Raw genomic sequence first — 18,120 nt, forward strand, 5'->3', positions numbered from 1 at the left:
ATAGACTTAATCGGAAAGAATTTAACCTAAAATGCAAAAATATAAAAAATCCAGCGAAACAACAAAGATTTACACTTAAATACAGATTACTATAAGCCACTGTATTTAGACGATTTAATTATTAACAGCAATGAGAGGTGAGAATTAAAATCACCATTAACTTACCATTCAWATTTTTATATAAAACTTTATTTTCCGTCTTRGTTGTAATTTTTGAAATACTTTAATATTCGACCTTCAATTAAAGTCTAAATTTTCACTAGCTACGAGAAATACATTTAAGGCATATATTTAATAGCACCTATTTGTAATCGAGTTAAAAGGAACGGTACGTACTATCACATTTAAAAGGACAGAGTAGCTATTCCCTTTCTCAGCTATTTAGCCAGTAAATCGCTGACAAGATAAAAAAGAACCCCACGGTATTCGCATACCGCGGGGTTCTTTTTCTCAATAGTACAAACGGTTACTACTTGCCTTGCTCTAGCGCAGCACTATCTTCACGCTTCAGTACTTTATGGCCATCTTCAGTCACACCCTGCTTCCAGTAGCTACTGAAATAACACATCTTCCGATCAATACCTTTATCGCAGGTGATATAGCTTCGAATCGTACGCATTTCACTGAATTCACAGGCACACCATACCGCAATACTTTCATTGCAACTCCAAGGCAGGGCTTGTATGCAGTCCGATAGCGGTGTGTCACCGCTGATATTCACAACCAACTCCATACCATTAGGGAGTTCCAGTGGCTGTACGTCTTCTTTGCTCGGCACATCCAGCACCACATAACCAGTTGCAGAGTCAGGTAATAGTACTAATTTGGCTTGTAACGCGGTTTGCGCGGTCATATCTGCCACCAGCAGGAAACGCTCAGCATCAACCGGCATTGCCTGTATAGGGCGCGGGCCCACGACAGAGATACTATCGCCTACTTGTGCCGCAAATGCCCAGCGAGACGCATAACCACCAATATCAGGCGTAACCTCTCCCTCTACCGCAGCTAGTTCATGCTTGGCGATGTCAATGGTAATCGTACTGGTTGCAGCCTGATAACCCGACACCGTAAAGGTTCGCATCATCGGCCTCTGCCCTTCAGGTAACGCACTGATGTCAGTACTGCCGTTAGCCGTAAAAAGGAACTTCACATATTGCCCAATGCTCTCTTGAGAAAAGTGGTAGCTCCCTTCACCGCCAAGCGTCAAACGGATCATATTGGGGGTAACATACTCTTTTCCCTCAACTGATAGCATCTTTGGACTCATCGCCTGGGCCATGTAACTCTCCACATAAATAAAGTGATAATAGTACTTATTATCACTTAAATATTTAAGTTACTTCAACTTAAAGTTTGCCACCATGGCATTTAACTGGCTATTAGTAACAGCTAATTGCTCGGTACTGACAACAGAATCATCAGCATTACGATTCAGCTCGTTGATCATATCGTGGATGGCAATCATATTTTTGTTCACCTCTTCCGTCACCACACTCTGTTCATTGGCCGACGTAGCAATTTGCGTGGTGAGATCGTTGATTTGGCTGATTGATCCCGTCATCGATTCCAATGACGCCATGACATTTGCCGTGTGCTCTACAGTTTGCGCGCAACTTCCTCTGGTCACATCCATCGACTGGACAACCACGGATGTCGCTTTGCGTAGATCTGATAACATGGTGTCAATTTCTGACGTACTTTGCTGCGTCCTTGCCGCTAGGGCTCTAACCTCATCGGCTACCACGGCAAAGCCTCGTCCCTGCTCGCCTGCTCGGGCGGCTTCAATCGCCGCATTCAAAGCAAGCAAATTGGTTTGCTCTGCAATTTCGCCGATCACGTGCAATACCGCATCAATTTTTTCAAAATCCTTACTCATGGTCTGAATAGAATCAGACATACTTTCAACTTCAGTCGATAGCTGATTAACTGATGATGAGGCAACTTTAACGACATCTTTTGATTTCTCTGCCTCGGCATTGGTTTCATAGGTAAACTCAGCCGCACTTTTACCACTATGGGCTACAGATTCTGCTGTTGCACTCATTTCATTGATCGCGGTAACGACCTTTTCCGTTTCTTGGGTATGGCGGATAAGAAGAGACTTATTTGAATCAGCCTTCGCCTTTAACGCTGTTACCTCATGCTGGATTTCTTGGCTCGACTGCGAGACTTCCAGCATCATTTTCTGCAAGTTTTCAATAAATTGATTGATACCCGAGGCAATCTTTCCTAGATCATCATTACTGTACACATCTAGTCGCCTTGTTAAGTCGGCATCTCCCCGGGACAAGCCGACAATGATACTTCTCAACGCACTCAGATGCTTGAAGATGGTATTGATAAACAGAATACTCAAAGGGATTGAAATCAATGCCACTAGCACTAAGGCCAAGGTTATGTTGCCGCTCAGCGCATTGGTGTTTTGCTGTATATATCCCCTATCGATATAACCGGTCAGCGTCCACTCACTGTTGCCTACCGCAAACTGGTTTGTGTAGGGGATCAGATCGCCATCAACCCGATTACTGAATAGCAATGTTCCCTTATTATCTTTTAGATCGAAGTAACTTCCTTCTACTGAAGACTGAGAAAGTAATTGTTGGGTATTTCTCAAGTCGAGATAGAAGATATCACCACCATTACTACTGGGTACGGTAATTGATATTAAGGGAATATCATTTTGATAGAAAATATCACTGACTGTTGTGCCATTTGCCCTTTTCACCAACTCAATGTATTGGCTTGCTTTTGTTTCATCATCAATACGCCCTTTATCTGTGATAACAAAATCGGCAATGACCTTAGCCGCAGAGTAAAACCCAGCACGCTCGGTCACTTCTTGGATACTTGTTATATCCAAACTAATATTTTCAGAAATCAACACCTTATTTCTAATATCATCATACAGCTTATCTTTCACCAAGCTAATTTGTGCATTGATACTTTGAGCATCACTGTCAAAAATATAACGGCTAAGATAATAATTGACGCTAAAGAATGAGGTAATCACTGTAGCTATTAATATAGCTATCAAAGTGGTAATAATTTTTACTTTAAACGATAGTTTATTTGCCATATGTTGTCCCTGTTGTGGCAAGTGTTGAATACAAAAAAATATACCCATGGCACATGGGTAAGAAACACCTTACATGGAGAGCCACAAAATAAATGTCGATGTGATCGAGAAACACGAAAAAAGGCCCATTGGATGGGCCTTTAATTAAATCGGGTTAGGTTATGTTATTTTTTGAAAAAAGCACGCTTTAGCGCTAGTTCCAAACCACGAACCTCGGCTAGACCTTTTAGACGACCAATCGCAGAGTAGCCAGGATTTGTCTTCTTCTTTAAGTCGTCCAGCATTTGGTGGCCGTGGTCAGGACGCATTGGAATTAAGCGTGTATCACCCTCTTTTTCACGTCGTTGCTCTTCTTCTAGAATTGCCATGACGACATTGTACATGTCGACATCACCATCAAGGTGGGCAGCTTCATGGAAGCTTAGTTGGTTCTCCTCTCGCTGAGTCGAACGCAAATGGGTAAAGTAAACACGACTGCCATGCTGCTTGATCATATTTACCAAATCATTATCGCCACGCACACCGTAAGAGCCAGTACACATAGTAATACCGTTATTTTTGCTCGGTACTTCAGCTGTCAGCCAATCAATATCTTCAATCGTCGAAACAATACGTGGCAGACCAAGAATTGGGCGTGGTGGATCATCGGGATGAACAGCCATTTTAAGACCACTGGCATCACAGACCGGCATCAACTCACTCAGGAAATGCTTCATATGCTGGCGTAGTTTATCTTTATCAATACCTGCATAACGGTCCAGTTGAGCTTGGAACTCTTCTAGCGTATAGCCTTCTTCTGCCCCAGGCAGACCCGCAATAATATTTGCGGTCAATTTAGCAATTTCAGCCTCAGACATAGCATTAAAGTAATCATAGGCTTGGCTTTGCTCTTCGTCTGAATAATCGTTTTCAGCACCAGGTCGTTTCAAAATATGAAGTTCGAATGCAGCGAAGGCAATTTGATCAAAGCGCAAGGCTTTAGAGCCATCAGGCATTTCAAACTCGAGATCGGTACGGGTCCAATCTAATACCGGCATAAAGTTATAACAAACCGTATCAATTCCGCACTCTGCTAAATTGCGAAGAGTTTGCTTATAATTATCGATCCACAGCTGATAATTACCTGTTTGCGTTTTTATTTCTTCATGAACAGGCACACTTTCAACAACAGACCAAGTTAATCCTTTTTCTTCTATTATCGCTTTGCGCTTTAGGATTTCTTCTTTTGTCCACACTTCACCATTTGGAATATGATGCAATGCGTTTACAATTCCCGTAGCTCCTGCTTGACGAATATCATCAAGAGATACAGGGTCATTAGGGCCATACCAGCGCCAGGTTTGTTCCATGACAATCACCTTTTATAGACACACTTAACCCGCTCAAAGTCTCTGAGTTAAGTACTTTACAATTTAGAATATACAATTACGTAAAATAACTGCTTATAAAGAGGCCAACAATTAATTGGCCTAATTTAATTTTTCGGCGGTTGATACCAACCTAAATAAACACTTTATCAATCTTGCTTATCCAGAGTGGTATTATTTCTCACCACCAAGAAGAACTACCGGATTCGAGCTAAATAAGTAGCCATCAAAATTCGGATCATCAATATCAGAAAGTTCGAGTAAGCGTTGTTTTACATTTTCAAGGTGTTGCCACATGGCGTTTTTAGCTGCAATAGGATCTTTGCGCTGCATTGCTGCAAGGATACGTGCGTGATCTTCGAGCCACTCTTCGCGGTAAGCCATATCATTAATATGAGTATGGAGCTTTTTCCACATAGGGCTTTGTTCACGTCGTTCCCACGAATGCTTAAGCATATCGACCAACACGGAATTTTGCGTTGCTTCAGCTATGCATAAGTGAAATTGTTCATCACCCGTGCAGTTTTCAGAACCACTTGCAATTTCATTGCGTTCTAATTCGAGTGCTGCGCGCATTTTTACAATATCATTAGGCGTCACTTGAATAGCAGCAAACTCAGCAATATTACTTTCCAGCAACTGCCTTGCCTGTAGCATTTCAAATGGCCCCGCATCATCGCTAATTACATTCTCTCGGCTATTAGCCAGATTAGGGATATTAAGAACATACACCCCAGAACCTTTCTTCACTTCAACTAAGTTTTCCAGCTCGAGCATAATAATAGCTTCACGTACCACGGTACGGCTGACATCAAGCCTTTCTGCTATATCACGTTCTGGAGGTAGCCGATCACCCACCTGGTAATGGCCGTCAATTAACTCTTGTCTCAGTACCAACCCTAACTCTTGGTAAGGTCTTTTCGGTTCAAAAGGCATCATGATGATATTGTCACTATTTTCCATTGCACTATTACGCCATCATAATGACCAAATAAAATTGGTCAACCTCTATATCTAAAAGTGTGGCAACACCTTGTTATTACTTTTCTTTCGCTTACTTTTTACCCTTATTGAACCGCTTGAATTCGCTCAACGATTTCATTCAATTCTGGGTTAGATGTTTCTAGTGCATCGTACATAGGCTGTACAGCCTCAACGAAGGCAGCTTTATTCGGCTTAACAAATGTTACGCCCAGTTTTTCTGCATTTGCACGCTCTTCAGCTTCTGATTCAGCCCAAAGCTTCTTCATTAGCTCCATTGAGTTCATTGACGCTGTTTTCAACGCTTCACGGTGCTCTTCAGAAAGAGCGTCATACGCTTTGGTCGAAATAACCAACACATCAGGAACCATAGTGTGCTCATCTAGGCTGAAATACTTAGATACTTCACCGTGACGGCTCAGGCTGAATGATGGAATGTTGTTTTCTGCTGCATCAACAACACCCTGCTGCAATGCAGTATATAGTTCACCGTATGCTAGTGGAGTTGGGCTACCACCCAATGCATTCACCATTGCAATTGCCGATGGGCTCGGCTGAACACGGATCTTCAAACCTTTCAGATCTTCAGGTGTATTGATTGGCTTAGAAGTATAAAAACTACGTGCACCGGCATCATAGTAAGTCACACCAACAAAACCGCTATCGCGTGAAGAAGCAAGGATTTCTTCACCAACTTCACCTTCCTTAACATTGTAATAGTGTGTTTTATCACGGAAAAGGTATGGAAGGTTAAAGGCGGCGTATGCTGGTGCGAATGCTTCTAGCTCAGCAGCATTAGTCTTCACCATTTCTAGAGCACCATTTTGCATTAGCTCCATAGACTCACGCTGGGTACCAAGCTGTGCATCAGGGTAGATACGAATGCGAACCTCACCATCTGTAAGAGAACGCACTTCTTTTGCCATCGCGTCCATTGCTTGGTGTACCGCATGGTCACGTGGGTGGTTATGGCTTAGCTTTAGTGTTGTTGCTGCATAAGCAGAAGCTGTTGCGCCGAAAGTTAATGCTGCGCCAATTACTGCTGTTAACACATTCTTGCGTGTCATCATTATTGTTATCTCCGTGAGATTGGTAATCCATTTGTGTAGGGTATGTTTGCTTACGGGGCCAATATTGTCGCCAAATAGTCTAACCGTCAAACCTAAAACCCCAATTGGTTGACCCAAATCACAATAAACACCCTAAAATTGGTCAACCAATACAAGTGTGATGCTCCTCACATGACTTTTTATCACCCTTCCCTATAATTTCAGCCAGAAATGACCGTGCCTGCATAAAGGGTTTATTAATACCCTCTTACATTGGTTAACCAAACCATAAGGCACGTATCCCCATTGAAAGGAACTTAAGATGAATAAACTGGTTGGTTATATAAATAGAGGGTTGGCGATGTTTACTGTATCGCTGTCTTCTTTCTTGGTTTTCTGTGTAATTTGGCAGGTGATTTCACGCTATGTCATTGGTAAACCAAGCACAATTACTGACGAACTAGCTCGCTATCTCTTTATGTGGGTTGCCTTAATTGGCGCAGCCTACACCACTGGCCAGAAACGCCACCTTGCTATCGACCTACTTACGATGAAATTGAGTGGTAAACGAAAACTGATCAACGAAATCTTCATTCAATTTGCAATTGCGGCTTTTGCCTTCATCGTTCTGGTCTACGGTGGCACCAACCTTGCGCTGAAAACACTGGCGACAGGACAGGTAACACCAGCTTTAGGGATTGAAATGGGATACATCTATTTCTGCTTACCAATTAGTGGCGCACTTATGATTTTTTACTCAGCCGTTTTCGGTTTAGAAAAATTCAAGCAATTGCTTTCGAATCAAGCACCTGCTGCTGAAACTCAACAGAATTAATTAAATAAAGGATTACCACTATGGAATGGCAAGTCATTCTTACACTTTTTGGTAGCTTTGCAGTTCTCCTCACTCTGGGGATCCCTGTTTCTTTCGCTATCGGTTTATCATCGCTTGCAACAATCATGATGAGCCTACCGCTCGAGCCTGCCATTGCGGTTGTGGCACAGCGTATGGCCGCCGGCTTGGACAACTTTGCGTTATTAGCTATCCCGTTCTTCATTCTTGCTGGTAACATCATGAACCAAGGCGGTATCGCTATCCGTCTGATTAACTTTGCCAAAGTATTAGGCGGCCGACTACCGGGTTCTCTTGCTCACGTTAACGTGATGGCAAACATGATGTTTGGCTCTATTTCTGGCTCAGCTGTAGCGTCTGCCGCTGCGGTTGGTGGCACCATGTCACCACTACAAAAGAAAGACGGTTACGATGAGCATTTCTCGGCAGCGGTCAACATTACCTCTTGCCCTACGGGTCTGTTGATCCCGCCAAGTAATACGTTAATTGTATTCTCATTAGTTTCTGGCGGCACATCGATTGCGGCTTTGTTCTTGGGTGGCTATATTCCAGGTATTATCATGGGCCTTAGCTTGATGTGTGTCGCTGGTTTCATCGCAAAGCGTCGTGGCTACCCACTAGCACCTAAGCCGACCTTGGCTGAAGTGTGGGACACACTGATTAAAGCCCTGCCTTCACTGATGCTTATTGTCATTATTATGGGCGGTATTATTGGTGGTATCTTCACAGCAACAGAAGCTTCTGCCATTGCCGTTGTCTATACCTTCATACTCGCTGTATTGATTTACCGTGAAGTGAAATTTAAAGATTTACCGAAAATCATTCTTGAATCAGCGGTAACAACCTCAATTGTATTACTGTTGGTAGGTGCATCCATGGGGATGTCTTGGGCGATGGCCAATGCCGATATCCCATACATGATTGCTGATGCACTGCTTGCGGTTTCAGAAAATCCACTTGTTATCCTGCTAATCATCAACCTGATCCTGTTGATTGTGGGTATCTTCATGGATATGACGCCAGCCGTTCTTATCTTTACGCCGATTTTCCTACCGATCGCACTAGACCTAGGTATCGACCCGGTTCACTTCGGTATCATGATGACCTTTAACTTAGCGATTGGTATCTGTACACCGCCGGTAGGTAGCGCACTGTTTATCGGTTGCTCGGTAGCTAAAGTATCCATCGATAAGATTATCAAACCGCTACTGCCATTTTACGCCGCACTGATTGTTGCGCTACTGGCTGTAACCTTTATTCCTCAGCTGAGCCTGTTCCTACCAGGTCTAGTTTTAGGTTACTAATCAAGCACCTCACTTCCCTAATTTAAAATTCCGTCAGCATCGCTGGCGGAATCAAGGACAAGACAATGGACAATATCGCTAACAGCAACGTAAACACACAGGTCATTCGCCCTAACTACGACCGCTCAACCCTGAAAAGTCGCATCGTTCACCTTGGCTTTGGTGCTTTCCACCGAGCCCACCAAGCATTATTTACCAATGAAATGCTAGAGAAAACCGGCAGCAACTGGGGGATCTGTGAAATTAACCTCTTTGGCGGCGAAGAGTTAATTACTCAACTCCGTGAACAAGACCATCTGTATACCGTGGCAGAAAAAGGAGCGAATGAAACAGTTGTCAAAATGATCGGCTCGGTCACTGAGTCATTGCACCCAAATTTCGAAGGGCAGCGAGCGGTACTTGAAAAAATGGCAGAAGAGCAAGTTGCCATCGTTTCAATGACGATTACCGAAAAAGGCTACTGTGCCGACCCAGCTACTGGCCGCTTGGATAAGAATAATGGCCTGATCAAAGCCGATGTGGAAAATCCTCGTGAACCAAACTCTGCAATTGGTTACATCGTGGAAGCATTGCGTATCCGTCGTGAACTTGGCCTTAAGCCATTTACCGTGATGTCATGCGATAACGTACAAGAAAATGGCCATGTAGCCCGTGCAGCTGTACTGGACTTTGCCAATTTGGTAGACCAAGAATTGGCGGGTTGGATCGAAGCCAATGTCACCTTCCCATGTACGATGGTCGACCGCATTGTTCCGGCTGCCACAGCTGAAACACTGGCCGAAATCACCGAGCTCGTTGGTGTGGCTGACCCATGTGGTATTGCCTGTGAACCGTTCCGCCAGTGGGTAATCGAAGATAACTTCGTTAATGGCCGTCCGGAGTGGGATGTTGCTGGCGCAGAGTTTGTTGCTGATGTTGTGCCTTTTGAAGAAATGAAACTGCGTATGCTAAACGGCAGCCATTCATTCCTTGCTTACCTAGGCTACCTTGGTGGCTACCAGCACATTTCTGACACCATGACCAACGAAAGCTACCGTAAAGCGGCGTTTGACATGATGATGCAGGCACAGGCTCCTACCCTAACCATGCCAGAAGGCACAGATCTTGAAGCTTATGCCAAGCTGCTTATCGAGCGTTTTACCAACCCAAGCCTAAAGCACCAAACATGGCAAATTGCGATGGACGGTAGCCAAAAAATTCCTCAGCGCATGGGCGGCTCACTACGTCACCACCTAGCAGCAGGCACCGATTACAAGTGGCTGGCAATGGGCATCGCAGGCTGGATGACTTACATCAGTGGTGTAGACGAAAAAGCCAACCCTATTGATGTTCGCGACCCTATGGTTGACCGATTTAAAGCTATCTACCAAGAACACGGCATTAATACCTCGGTCGTCAAAGCAGTGTTAGGTATCGAGGCAATATTCGGCACAGATTTAATTCAAAACAATGATTTTGTTGAAGCTGTGACTAAAGCTTACCAACTGATCATTACCAAAGGTGCTCGTGCCGCCGTCGCTTCTCTATAACTATTTCAATATTGGGCGACATGTTCGCCCAATGCTTCTTCGGAGCCAATAATGAAAAACTTCCTTTGCGATGACTTCCTCCTATCAAATGAAATTGCGCGTGTGCTCTATCATGATTACGCCAAGGACATGCCAATTTATGACTACCATTGTCACCTGAACCCTCAAGAAGTTGCTGAGAACCGCCGTTTCGATAATATCGGCCAAATGTGGCTGGAGGGCGATCACTACAAGTGGCGCGGCATGCGTTCTGCCGGTATTCCCGAAGCGCTTATCACAGGTAAAGACACCTCTGATTTTGATAAGTACATGGCGTGGGCTAAAACCGTCCCTCAAACACTGGGCAACCCGCTTTACCACTGGACGCATCTTGAGCTTCGCCGTCCATTTGGCATAACGGGTAAATTGTTCGGTCCTGATACCGCAGAAGACATCTGGCACGAATGCAATGAAAAACTCGCGAGCCCTGAATTTTCTGCCCGCGGGATCATGAAGCAGATGAATGTGGTCATGGCAGGCACAACCGATGACCCTATCCATTCACTAGAACACCATAAAGCCATTGCCGAAGACGAAAGCTGTGATATCGAAGTTGCTCCAAGCTGGCGACCTGACCGCGCCTTTAAAATCGAGCTAGACGGCTTTGCAGAATACATGCAGCTTCTTGGTGAGGTTGCTGATATTGAAATTTCCTCTTTTGCTGATTTGCTCACCGCCCTTGATCGCCGCCTTGACCACTTTGCGGCACACGGTTGTCGTGCAGCTGACCATGGCATCGAAATTGTACGCTACGGTAAAGTTCCATCAGAATCGGCACTGAACACTATGCTCACTCGCCGCTTGGCCGGTGAAGCGCTAACCGAAGAAGAAGTCGATCAGTTCAGTACAGCGGTACAAGTCTGGCTTGGTAAACAATACGCCAAACGCGGTTGGGTTATGCAACTACATATCGGAGCCCAGCGTAACAACAGCACCCGCATGTTCAAACTACTAGGCGCTGATGCCGGTTTTGACTCCATTGGTGACCGCCCATTTGCTTTCCAGCTAGCTTCGCTGCTGGATGACATGGACTTTAGCAACGAGCTACCAAAAACGATTATTTACTGCCTGAACCCGCGCGACAATGAAATGATGGCAACCATGATCGGTAACTTCCAGGGCGGTGGCATCGCCGGCAAGGTACAGTTCGGTTCAGGTTGGTGGTTCAACGACCAGAAAGACGGTATGCAACGCCAAATGGAGCAATTATCGCAACTTGGCCTACTAAGCCAGTTCGTTGGCATGCTGACCGACTCACGCAGCTTCCTTTCGTATACCCGCCATGAGTATTTCCGCCGCATCCTTTGCAACATGATTGGCCAATGGGTGGAGAACGGAGAGGTACCTAACGACATCAACATGCTCGGTAAGATGGTGCAGGATATTTGCTTCAGCAACGCCAAACGCTACTTCACCCTACCTGGAGAGCAAGCATGAAGCGCGTAGCCCTTATCGGTGAGTGCATGATCGAACTCAATGGTGCACCGTTTGGTGATATGCACCAGACATACGGCGGCGACTCGCTCAATACCGCCGTCTATCTGGCTCGCACAGCAGGCCAAACTGCGCAAATTGAGTATGTCTCTGCCCTTGGTAGCGATGCAATAAGCGAAGGCATGCTTCAACGCTGGAGAGATGAAGGTGTAGGCACAGAGTTAGTATTACGAGATGCCTCTCGTCAACCGGGGTTGTACCTGATCCAGTTAGACGACAAAGGCGAGCGTACTTTCTTGTACTGGCGTAACCAATCTGCAGCCCGCTATGTCATGCAGCATCCAGAGTTTAACAAGGTTGCCCAGCAACTCGCCCAGATGGACATGATTTACCTAAGCGGAATAAGCCTTGCTATTTTGCCACAGCAAGACCGCCAGCAACTGGTCGAGCTACTAGGCCAACTGGCAAAAGATGGAGTCGAAATACTTTTCGACTCCAACTACCGCCCTGCACTATGGGATTCAGCCGAACAGGCTCGCGAATGCTACCAACACGTTTTTGCCGTCACGACACTCGCCCTTGTTACCAACGATGATGAAGCCAACCTATGGGGTGATGCTAGCGAAGAAATCACTTTGGAAAGGCTGAGAGCAGCCGGGGTCAAAAAAGCCGTGGTGAAAATGGGCGCCAAAGGGAACTACTTTGAGGACTTCACTACTGAAACTCGCACGTTTGTCGCCACAACACCCGTTAAAGAAGTCATCGATACGACCTCTGCAGGTGACTCATTCAATGCCGGTTTCATGGCAGGCATGCTGACAGGCAAATCGCCTGTAGTGTGTTCCGAACAAGGCCACCAGCTAGCTGGTACGGTGATCCAGCATAAAGGGGCAATTATCCCTGCGGATGCAATGGCACATATTCAGTTCAACCACGAACAACCTGCTCTATCAGAGCAATAATAAGGAAGACTCAACAATGAGCACGACTGCACAACAACTCGCACAAATTAAAGTCATTCCCGTGATTGCTATCGATCGCGCGGAAGATATTATTCCCCTAGGTAAAGCACTGGCTGAAAACGGTCTACCGGCAGCAGAGATCACCTTCCGCTCAGATGCCGCCGCAGAAGCTATTCGTCTGCTACGTGCAGCCCAACCTGACATGCTAATCGGTGCCGGAACCGTATTGAACCGCGAGCAGGCTATCGCCGCTAAAGAAGCAGGGGCAACGTTTGTGGTTTCTCCTGGTTTCAACCCAAATACGGTTAAAGCCTGCCAAGAACTGGGCATTGATATCGTACCTGGTGTTAATAACCCAAGTGCAGTTGAAGCCGCAATTGAAATGGGCATCACAACCCTGAAATTCTTTCCGGCAGAAGCTTCTGGCGGTATCAATATGGTGAAATCACTACTCGGCCCGTACACGCAAATCCAATTCATGCCAACTGGCGGAGTAAACACCAAGAATGTGAAAGACTATCTCGCGATTGATCGCGTATTCGCTTGTGGCGGTACATGGATGGTTGATAAGAAGATGATTAACGAAGGCCGTTGGGATGAAATCGGCCGCCTTGCACGCGAAGCTGCAGATCTAGTAGCATAATCAATCACTTTTGATGGCCGAGGCTTCCTTTGGGAAGCCTTTCTTTTTCCCACATTTTTGCTAAGGATTGCACCAATGAAAATAGCTTTTCTCTACACTCTAGAAGCCAACAAACAGCTGTTTCACCCATATATAGAGCAGCACCTGACAACGAAGGATGTCACCATTTCCCACCATGTCGATGAACAGTTGCTACAAAAAGCGATGAGCGAAGGCCTGACAGATACTGTTATTAAGCTTGTTCAAACAGCCATCCAAAATATTGCCGCTAATGGCGCTGATATTATTATCTGTACCTGTTCAACCATTGGTGATGCCGCAGAGCAAACTGGCAATATTCGCTCTAGAGTGATCCGTGTTGACCGTCCAATGGCTGAACAAGCCGTCTCTACACAAAAAATCCATGTTCTCGCTGCTCTCGAAAGCACCATTGAACCGACCTTAGATCTGTTGACGCAGTGTGCCCAGCAGCAAGGAACATCACCTGATGTCACTTATGCCGTTATCCCTGGCGCTTGGCACTATTATGCCAATGGCGATGCAGATTCGTATGCCAGAGTCATCGCAGAATATATCGAACGGGAAACGTGCAGAACCGATACCATCGTTCTAGCCCAAGCTTCAATGGCACCAGCACTTTCATACATCAACCAAGCACCAGCTCATGTACTTTCCAGCCCAGAGTTGTGCTGTGAAGTTATCGCCGCTCTTATACCAAACGGCTAGGTTTACAAAAGCTTGGCTATCAACACACGGAGTTTTTTAAAGGGGTATTATGTTAGAGCTTGATTTCGCCCAGAGTATTGGATTGTTTGCTTTTCTTGTCGGAGCATCAGCATTTCTTCATCAAAATGGAAACCGGTTCCGCTTACACCTCACTATTTTCCAAGTTATTTTATGCAGTCATTTCATTTTGATGGGTGCATTCACAGCAGCGTTTGGCTGTGGAATAAGTGCACTGAGAAGTTATGCTTCTACCAAAACAAAATCAAACAAAGTAATGTGGTTTTTTATCAGTTTGCTTTGGTTAATGGGTTTACCTAGCCTGCAAAACAGTTATGAGATCCTAACAATATTTGGAGCCTCAGTTGCAACATGGGGATTATTCAAAGCTGATGGCATTAAACTTAGAGTGCTGATACTCTTTAATTCCTTTTGCTGGTTAACGAATAACTTACTGCTAGGCTCAATTGGTGGAACGCTAATGGAGTCAACGTTCATTATCGTTAATTTATACACCATATCAAAAATGAAATTTTCTAAGCGTGCCATATGAAAAGTACACCAAGTAAAGCTTGGTGTACTTTAAAATATAAATATAGTTAACCACGATATTATTATCTATCACCGATGATGACAATTACATGTATACCCAAGCTACCTCAAGGTGCAGGTTCAGGTTCAGCGTATTTTTATAAAATAAACAGAGAATAATCTGTTAAACAGTTTCTAGAATAGGTTTCAATAGACCATGATCATGTGTCATACCTGGGATAAAAGCTAACTTATCCGCTGACATCTTTCTTTTATCCGTCAGTTGTATATGAGTAACGTTCCAAATAACACAACCATTATCTAAATTAAACAAGCTACGAACTTGTGAGTATAAACAGCCATCATCATAAGCATCTGAAACAGCAGCAGCCCTTCCCTGCCATGCACCTATCACTTTTTCCTGCGAGACCGGTAGTTCAAGGTACAACATCTCTGGGTCAACATCTTTAATCACTTTCATGCAAAGCCGAGTATGGTTATTATCAAGCCGCTCAATCCACAGTCGATGTGGAATCGCATCATCTTCCCACTCCAACATGTTCATATAGGTATTCATATTACACCTCGCTAAATTTTCTCAAATACTGTTTATTGATTTTTACTACAGCCTTTTTTACGGGTTCAGGGTTACTCACAGCAACTAATGGACGGTGCGGCTGCTTAGTATCAAAGATAATAAAGTCATCTTTATTCAACGTAACAAACTGCTCATCATTGATATCACTGCTAAATGCAACATCCTTGTCGTCAATATAGTCTTCATCAATTGAATTAAATGGAGTAAGGCTATATCCATACCTCTCTGTTCCCTCTAATACAATTTGTACATCTATATATTTATCGTGTATTTCTGCTCTCGATTCTAAAAAGTGCTTTGTTTTATCCTCGACGATAAAGTAAAAAGCATCATCACCGATAACAGGGTATGTTCCCACTTCACTGTTGGCCTGAATTTTTCGCTTTACAAGTTGAACAATATCGATCAGTTTAAATGGAATATTACGATAACTTTCCAGAGAACATAAATTACCTCTGTACACTGAAGCCTCACTAAAGCATATAATATTTTAATAATTATATACTAACCATGAGTAGTGGTTGACCAATTCATGTTAATTAGTAGACCAAGATCAAAAAAAGAGCCTGATATAATCAGGCTCTTAACGATTAAAGACTAACGCTATATTTTTTACTTGTAGTTCAAGCCATATCCGAACTCGTATAAAGTATCACCGCCTTTGTAACCCGGAGCATCCGAATCTTGGTCGATAATTGCTTGGGCACTATTGGCAAGCGCAAACGGTAGTTTACCCTGTGGGTTAAACTCGCCACTGACAACATCCATTACCGCACGGTCATCAGAACCAAACGTTGCGAGAATCGCACCTGCGTCTTTCAGACCGCTGGTTTCATCAAGTACATATGGTTGGCGGAAGTAGACAGAAAGTACAGTATTTTCAGCGCCTACCTCTGCCATTACTTCTTTGATATCTTCAAGAGATGGTGTAATTACCCAAGACTCTGAACCCGCCATACCCGTGAAATCGAGTACTGATAGTTCATCAAAGTCAGAACCACCAAACACCAATGCACGATTATTTGGGATATCCCCTGTAATCACTGCTGGAATATTATCAACACGTACACGAATTAACGCATGATCAATACCTGTTGCATCAGCGACTTTATTACCATCGTCATCATCACCAATCGTCACATCATAACCGTACTCTTCAGCGATTTCGCCTTCCATACCCATGGTAAATAGGCTTGATGTCGTCGACAGTGGCAAAGTCGCATTCGTATTTTCAAGCAAAACAACGGCTTTACGCTGTGCTAACTGAGCCTTTTCTTGGAAGTCAGCATTACCAACAATCGCATTCGCTTTCTCTGCATCAACATAGGCATTTTCAAACAACCCTAAATCAAATTGTACTTTCAATAGGCGTTTAACAGACTCGTCAATACGCTTTTCCGATACCAGCCCTTGCTCTACAACGGTACGAATTTCATCGTTACGATTAAAGCCCGAGAAAACATCGGTACCAGCCTCAATGGCGATAACAAATTGTTCAGTCTTGTCCTTATCTTGTAGCCCCCAAGCACGATTATTGTGCATCATCTCGTAATCAGTATGAACATTGTTCTGATCATTGATGATGCCGGTATCAGAGTTAATCACACCGCTAAACCCAAGCTCTTTGCGTAATAGACCGTCCAAAATACCTTTAGAGAAAGCGACACCAACATTACCCGCCGGAGAACCTACGTTTGTTGAGTAATCGTTGTTTGGTACACGCACAGTGTCTTTCACCCGGTCATGTAAGAGCTCACCAAGAGGTACGCCACCCGCATCCATCTCCGTCTCATTATCAGGCTCGTTGATTGACCACTCACCACCACCAACAATACCGTAATATGGCATCATCGCGGCCACGCCAGCATTGATTGCAGCTTTGAAAGGCTGAACATGATAATCAAAGTTACCGGCTGGGTAGCTCTGGTGCTGACCCGCTATGTAGTGTGGGTCTGAGCCAAGGAATTGTGGCCCGCCACCAGGGAAGTGCTTCATTGTCAGTACGATACTGTCTGAGGTAACTTCTTTACCTTGCAGGTTTCCGACCAAAGACGTCATAATATCGGATGCTAGATCTGCATCTTCAGTAAAGGTTTCATGCACACGGTACCAACGTGGTTCGGTTGCCAAATCAGCCATATAGCCGTACATGCCGCGCAAGCCAATCGCATTCCACTCAGCACGCATCACTTCACCAAACTCAGCTATCAGCTCCATGTCACCCGTTGCCGCAAGCCCGCCTTCTTTCGGCCATGCCGAGAAAGCACCGGAATCGACGTTGATACCCGCTTTCGCATTCGGGTCGATATGATTACGTGCATTCGATTTAAACAGTGCAGGAATACCCAAGCGTGTCCGCTCGGTCATCTCTTGCATCGTATTCATATACTGAGCAGCTTCCATTGGGCTAATGACATAATTAGGCCCACCAGGGCCACCTGCGGCCCCTCCATCTTGGCGCTCTTCATCTGTAAGCGCATCAATTTCTTCTTGAGTCAGGATATTATTTCGGAAGATAAAGCGGTTCATCTTCTGACGGTTAACAAAGTCTTGGTGCTGACTGCCAATATAGCCGTAAGCTTCTGCATTCAACGTATCAATCAGCATCATGCCGACTTTCTCTTCAAGAGTCATACGGCTGACCAAGTCAGCTGCACGCTCCTCAGAGGTTAAACGCCAATCTTCATAAGGAGCGAGTTCACCATCTCCATTGGCATCTCGGAATTGGTAACCATCAACGTCGAGTAGATCATGAACACGAGATTGGACAACCGGCTGGATAAGACCATCTTTGGAGCTAGAAGATGAATTACAACCAGCTAGAATGAGCGCCACTGCTACAGGAGCTAGGGTAAAGAGTGTTTTTTTCATTATGCGCCTTTATCTTTTTAGAATATTGGGAACACGATAAAGAGTACTCTTTGATGGTCATTGGTTAACCAATTAATGTTAATAAATCGATCTAGATCAACCAGTTTCTCATTTTGGTTTACCTTGATCACGATAAAGCATTTACAAATAAAATTATTCA

At 44.6% G+C, this 18,120-nt stretch carries 16 protein-coding genes; 8 read left to right on the forward strand and 8 right to left on the reverse strand.

Annotation, left to right across the window (positions count from 1 at the left end):
* Window positions 1-469 precede the first annotated feature (469 nt).
* The 5 genes from L4D79_RS05355 to L4D79_RS05375 all read right to left on the reverse strand — a co-directional run bounded on the left by L4D79_RS05355 (window position 470) and on the right by L4D79_RS05375 (window position 6,494).
* The gene (locus L4D79_RS05355) at window positions 470-1,279 is read right to left on the reverse strand and encodes a siderophore-interacting protein (RefSeq protein WP_428648376.1); all 810 of its coding nucleotides are present in this window, start codon (window positions 1,277-1,279) and stop codon (window positions 470-472) included.
* Window positions 1,280-1,336: 57 nt separating this feature from the next.
* Entirely contained in the window at window positions 1,337-3,076 is a 1,740-nt protein-coding gene (locus tag L4D79_RS05360) for a methyl-accepting chemotaxis protein (protein ID WP_428648379.1), read from the reverse strand.
* A gap of 164 nt (window positions 3,077-3,240) precedes the next feature.
* Entirely contained in the window at window positions 3,241-4,425 is a 1,185-nt protein-coding gene (gene uxuA, locus L4D79_RS05365; protein WP_428648381.1) for a mannonate dehydratase, read from the reverse strand.
* 192 nt (window positions 4,426-4,617) lie between these two features.
* Window positions 4,618-5,406, reverse strand: coding sequence for an FCD domain-containing protein (locus tag L4D79_RS05370; RefSeq protein ID WP_428648383.1), 789 nt, complete (start codon window positions 5,404-5,406; stop codon window positions 4,618-4,620).
* 104 nt (window positions 5,407-5,510) lie between these two features.
* Window positions 5,511-6,494 carry a TRAP transporter substrate-binding protein gene (locus tag L4D79_RS05375; RefSeq protein ID WP_428648386.1) on the reverse strand — a complete coding sequence of 328 codons (984 nt, stop codon included), beginning with the start codon at window positions 6,492-6,494 and terminating at the stop codon, window positions 5,511-5,513.
* A 301-nt stretch (window positions 6,495-6,795) separates the two neighbouring features.
* Between L4D79_RS05375 and L4D79_RS05380 the strand changes: the two genes are divergently transcribed.
* From L4D79_RS05380 to L4D79_RS05415, 8 genes are all read left to right on the forward strand, one after another.
* The gene (locus L4D79_RS05380; protein ID WP_428648389.1) at window positions 6,796-7,308 is read left to right on the forward strand and encodes a TRAP transporter small permease; all 513 of its coding nucleotides are present in this window, start codon (window positions 6,796-6,798) and stop codon (window positions 7,306-7,308) included.
* 20 nt (window positions 7,309-7,328) lie between these two features.
* Window positions 7,329-8,630: a TRAP transporter large permease gene (locus tag L4D79_RS05385; RefSeq protein ID WP_107347196.1), complete on the forward strand. Its 1,302-nt coding sequence runs from the start codon at window positions 7,329-7,331 to the stop codon at window positions 8,628-8,630.
* A 65-nt stretch (window positions 8,631-8,695) separates the two neighbouring features.
* Entirely contained in the window at window positions 8,696-10,159 is a 1,464-nt protein-coding gene (locus L4D79_RS05390) for a fructuronate reductase (RefSeq protein ID WP_428648394.1), read from the forward strand.
* 51 nt (window positions 10,160-10,210) lie between these two features.
* Window positions 10,211-11,635, forward strand: a complete 1,425-nt coding sequence (gene uxaC / locus L4D79_RS05395) for a glucuronate isomerase (RefSeq protein WP_428648397.1) — start codon at window positions 10,211-10,213, stop codon at window positions 11,633-11,635.
* Window positions 11,632-12,594, forward strand: coding sequence for a sugar kinase (locus L4D79_RS05400; RefSeq protein ID WP_428648400.1), 963 nt, complete (start codon window positions 11,632-11,634; stop codon window positions 12,592-12,594). Before uxaC ends, L4D79_RS05400 begins: the two co-directional genes overlap by 4 nt.
* 16 nt (window positions 12,595-12,610) lie before the next feature.
* Window positions 12,611-13,237 (forward strand): bifunctional 4-hydroxy-2-oxoglutarate aldolase/2-dehydro-3-deoxy-phosphogluconate aldolase, encoded by a 627-nt coding sequence (locus tag L4D79_RS05405; protein WP_428648403.1) that lies wholly within the window; start codon window positions 12,611-12,613, stop codon window positions 13,235-13,237.
* Between the two features lie 75 nt (window positions 13,238-13,312).
* The gene (locus L4D79_RS05410) at window positions 13,313-13,963 is read left to right on the forward strand and encodes a hypothetical protein (protein ID WP_428648406.1); all 651 of its coding nucleotides are present in this window, start codon (window positions 13,313-13,315) and stop codon (window positions 13,961-13,963) included.
* A gap of 49 nt (window positions 13,964-14,012) precedes the next feature.
* On the forward strand, window positions 14,013-14,513 hold the full coding sequence (locus L4D79_RS05415) for a YgjV family protein (RefSeq protein WP_428648409.1): 501 nt from the start codon (window positions 14,013-14,015) through the stop codon (window positions 14,511-14,513).
* Between the two features lie 162 nt (window positions 14,514-14,675).
* Here the strand turns inward: L4D79_RS05415 and L4D79_RS05420 are convergent, their stop codons facing one another.
* From L4D79_RS05420 to L4D79_RS05430, 3 genes are all read right to left on the reverse strand, one after another.
* Window positions 14,676-15,068: a hypothetical protein gene (locus L4D79_RS05420; protein WP_428648411.1), complete on the reverse strand. Its 393-nt coding sequence runs from the start codon at window positions 15,066-15,068 to the stop codon at window positions 14,676-14,678.
* Window position 15,069: 1 nt separating this feature from the next.
* Window positions 15,070-15,552 carry a NanQ anomerase/TabA/YiaL family protein gene (locus L4D79_RS05425; RefSeq protein WP_428648414.1) on the reverse strand — a complete coding sequence of 161 codons (483 nt, stop codon included), beginning with the start codon at window positions 15,550-15,552 and terminating at the stop codon, window positions 15,070-15,072.
* 149 nt (window positions 15,553-15,701) lie between these two features.
* Entirely contained in the window at window positions 15,702-17,960 is a 2,259-nt protein-coding gene (locus L4D79_RS05430; protein WP_428648417.1) for a glycoside hydrolase family 3 protein, read from the reverse strand.
* Between the last annotated feature and the right edge of the window lie 160 nt (window positions 17,961-18,120).

Source organism: Photobacterium satsumensis (assembly GCF_050336935.1).
GTDB classification, from domain to species: Bacteria; Pseudomonadota; Gammaproteobacteria; order Enterobacterales; family Vibrionaceae; genus Photobacterium; species Photobacterium satsumensis.

Bases quoted from the DNA above. Each gene is read 5' to 3' on its own strand.
- L4D79_RS05355 (WP_428648376.1), bottom strand. From the start codon at position 1,279: ATGGCCCAGGCGATGAGTCCAAAGATGCTATCAGTTGAGGGAAAAGAG.
- L4D79_RS05360 (WP_428648379.1), bottom strand. From the start codon at position 3,076: ATGGCAAATAAACTATCGTTTAAAGTAAAAATTATTACCACTTTGATA.
- uxuA (WP_428648381.1), bottom strand. From the start codon at position 4,425: ATGGAACAAACCTGGCGCTGGTATGGCCCTAATGACCCTGTATCTCTT.
- L4D79_RS05370 (WP_428648383.1), bottom strand. From the start codon at position 5,406: ATGGAAAATAGTGACAATATCATCATGATGCCTTTTGAACCGAAAAGA.
- L4D79_RS05375 (WP_428648386.1), bottom strand. From the start codon at position 6,494: ATGATGACACGCAAGAATGTGTTAACAGCAGTAATTGGCGCAGCATTA.
- L4D79_RS05380 (WP_428648389.1), top strand. From the start codon at position 6,796: ATGAATAAACTGGTTGGTTATATAAATAGAGGGTTGGCGATGTTTACT.
- L4D79_RS05385 (WP_107347196.1), top strand. From the start codon at position 7,329: ATGGAATGGCAAGTCATTCTTACACTTTTTGGTAGCTTTGCAGTTCTC.
- L4D79_RS05390 (WP_428648394.1), top strand. From the start codon at position 8,696: ATGGACAATATCGCTAACAGCAACGTAAACACACAGGTCATTCGCCCT.
- uxaC (WP_428648397.1), top strand. From the start codon at position 10,211: ATGAAAAACTTCCTTTGCGATGACTTCCTCCTATCAAATGAAATTGCG.
- L4D79_RS05400 (WP_428648400.1), top strand. From the start codon at position 11,632: ATGAAGCGCGTAGCCCTTATCGGTGAGTGCATGATCGAACTCAATGGT.
- L4D79_RS05405 (WP_428648403.1), top strand. From the start codon at position 12,611: ATGAGCACGACTGCACAACAACTCGCACAAATTAAAGTCATTCCCGTG.
- L4D79_RS05410 (WP_428648406.1), top strand. From the start codon at position 13,313: ATGAAAATAGCTTTTCTCTACACTCTAGAAGCCAACAAACAGCTGTTT.
- L4D79_RS05415 (WP_428648409.1), top strand. From the start codon at position 14,013: ATGTTAGAGCTTGATTTCGCCCAGAGTATTGGATTGTTTGCTTTTCTT.
- L4D79_RS05420 (WP_428648411.1), bottom strand. From the start codon at position 15,068: ATGAATACCTATATGAACATGTTGGAGTGGGAAGATGATGCGATTCCA.
- L4D79_RS05430 (WP_428648417.1), bottom strand. From the start codon at position 17,960: ATGAAAAAAACACTCTTTACCCTAGCTCCTGTAGCAGTGGCGCTCATT.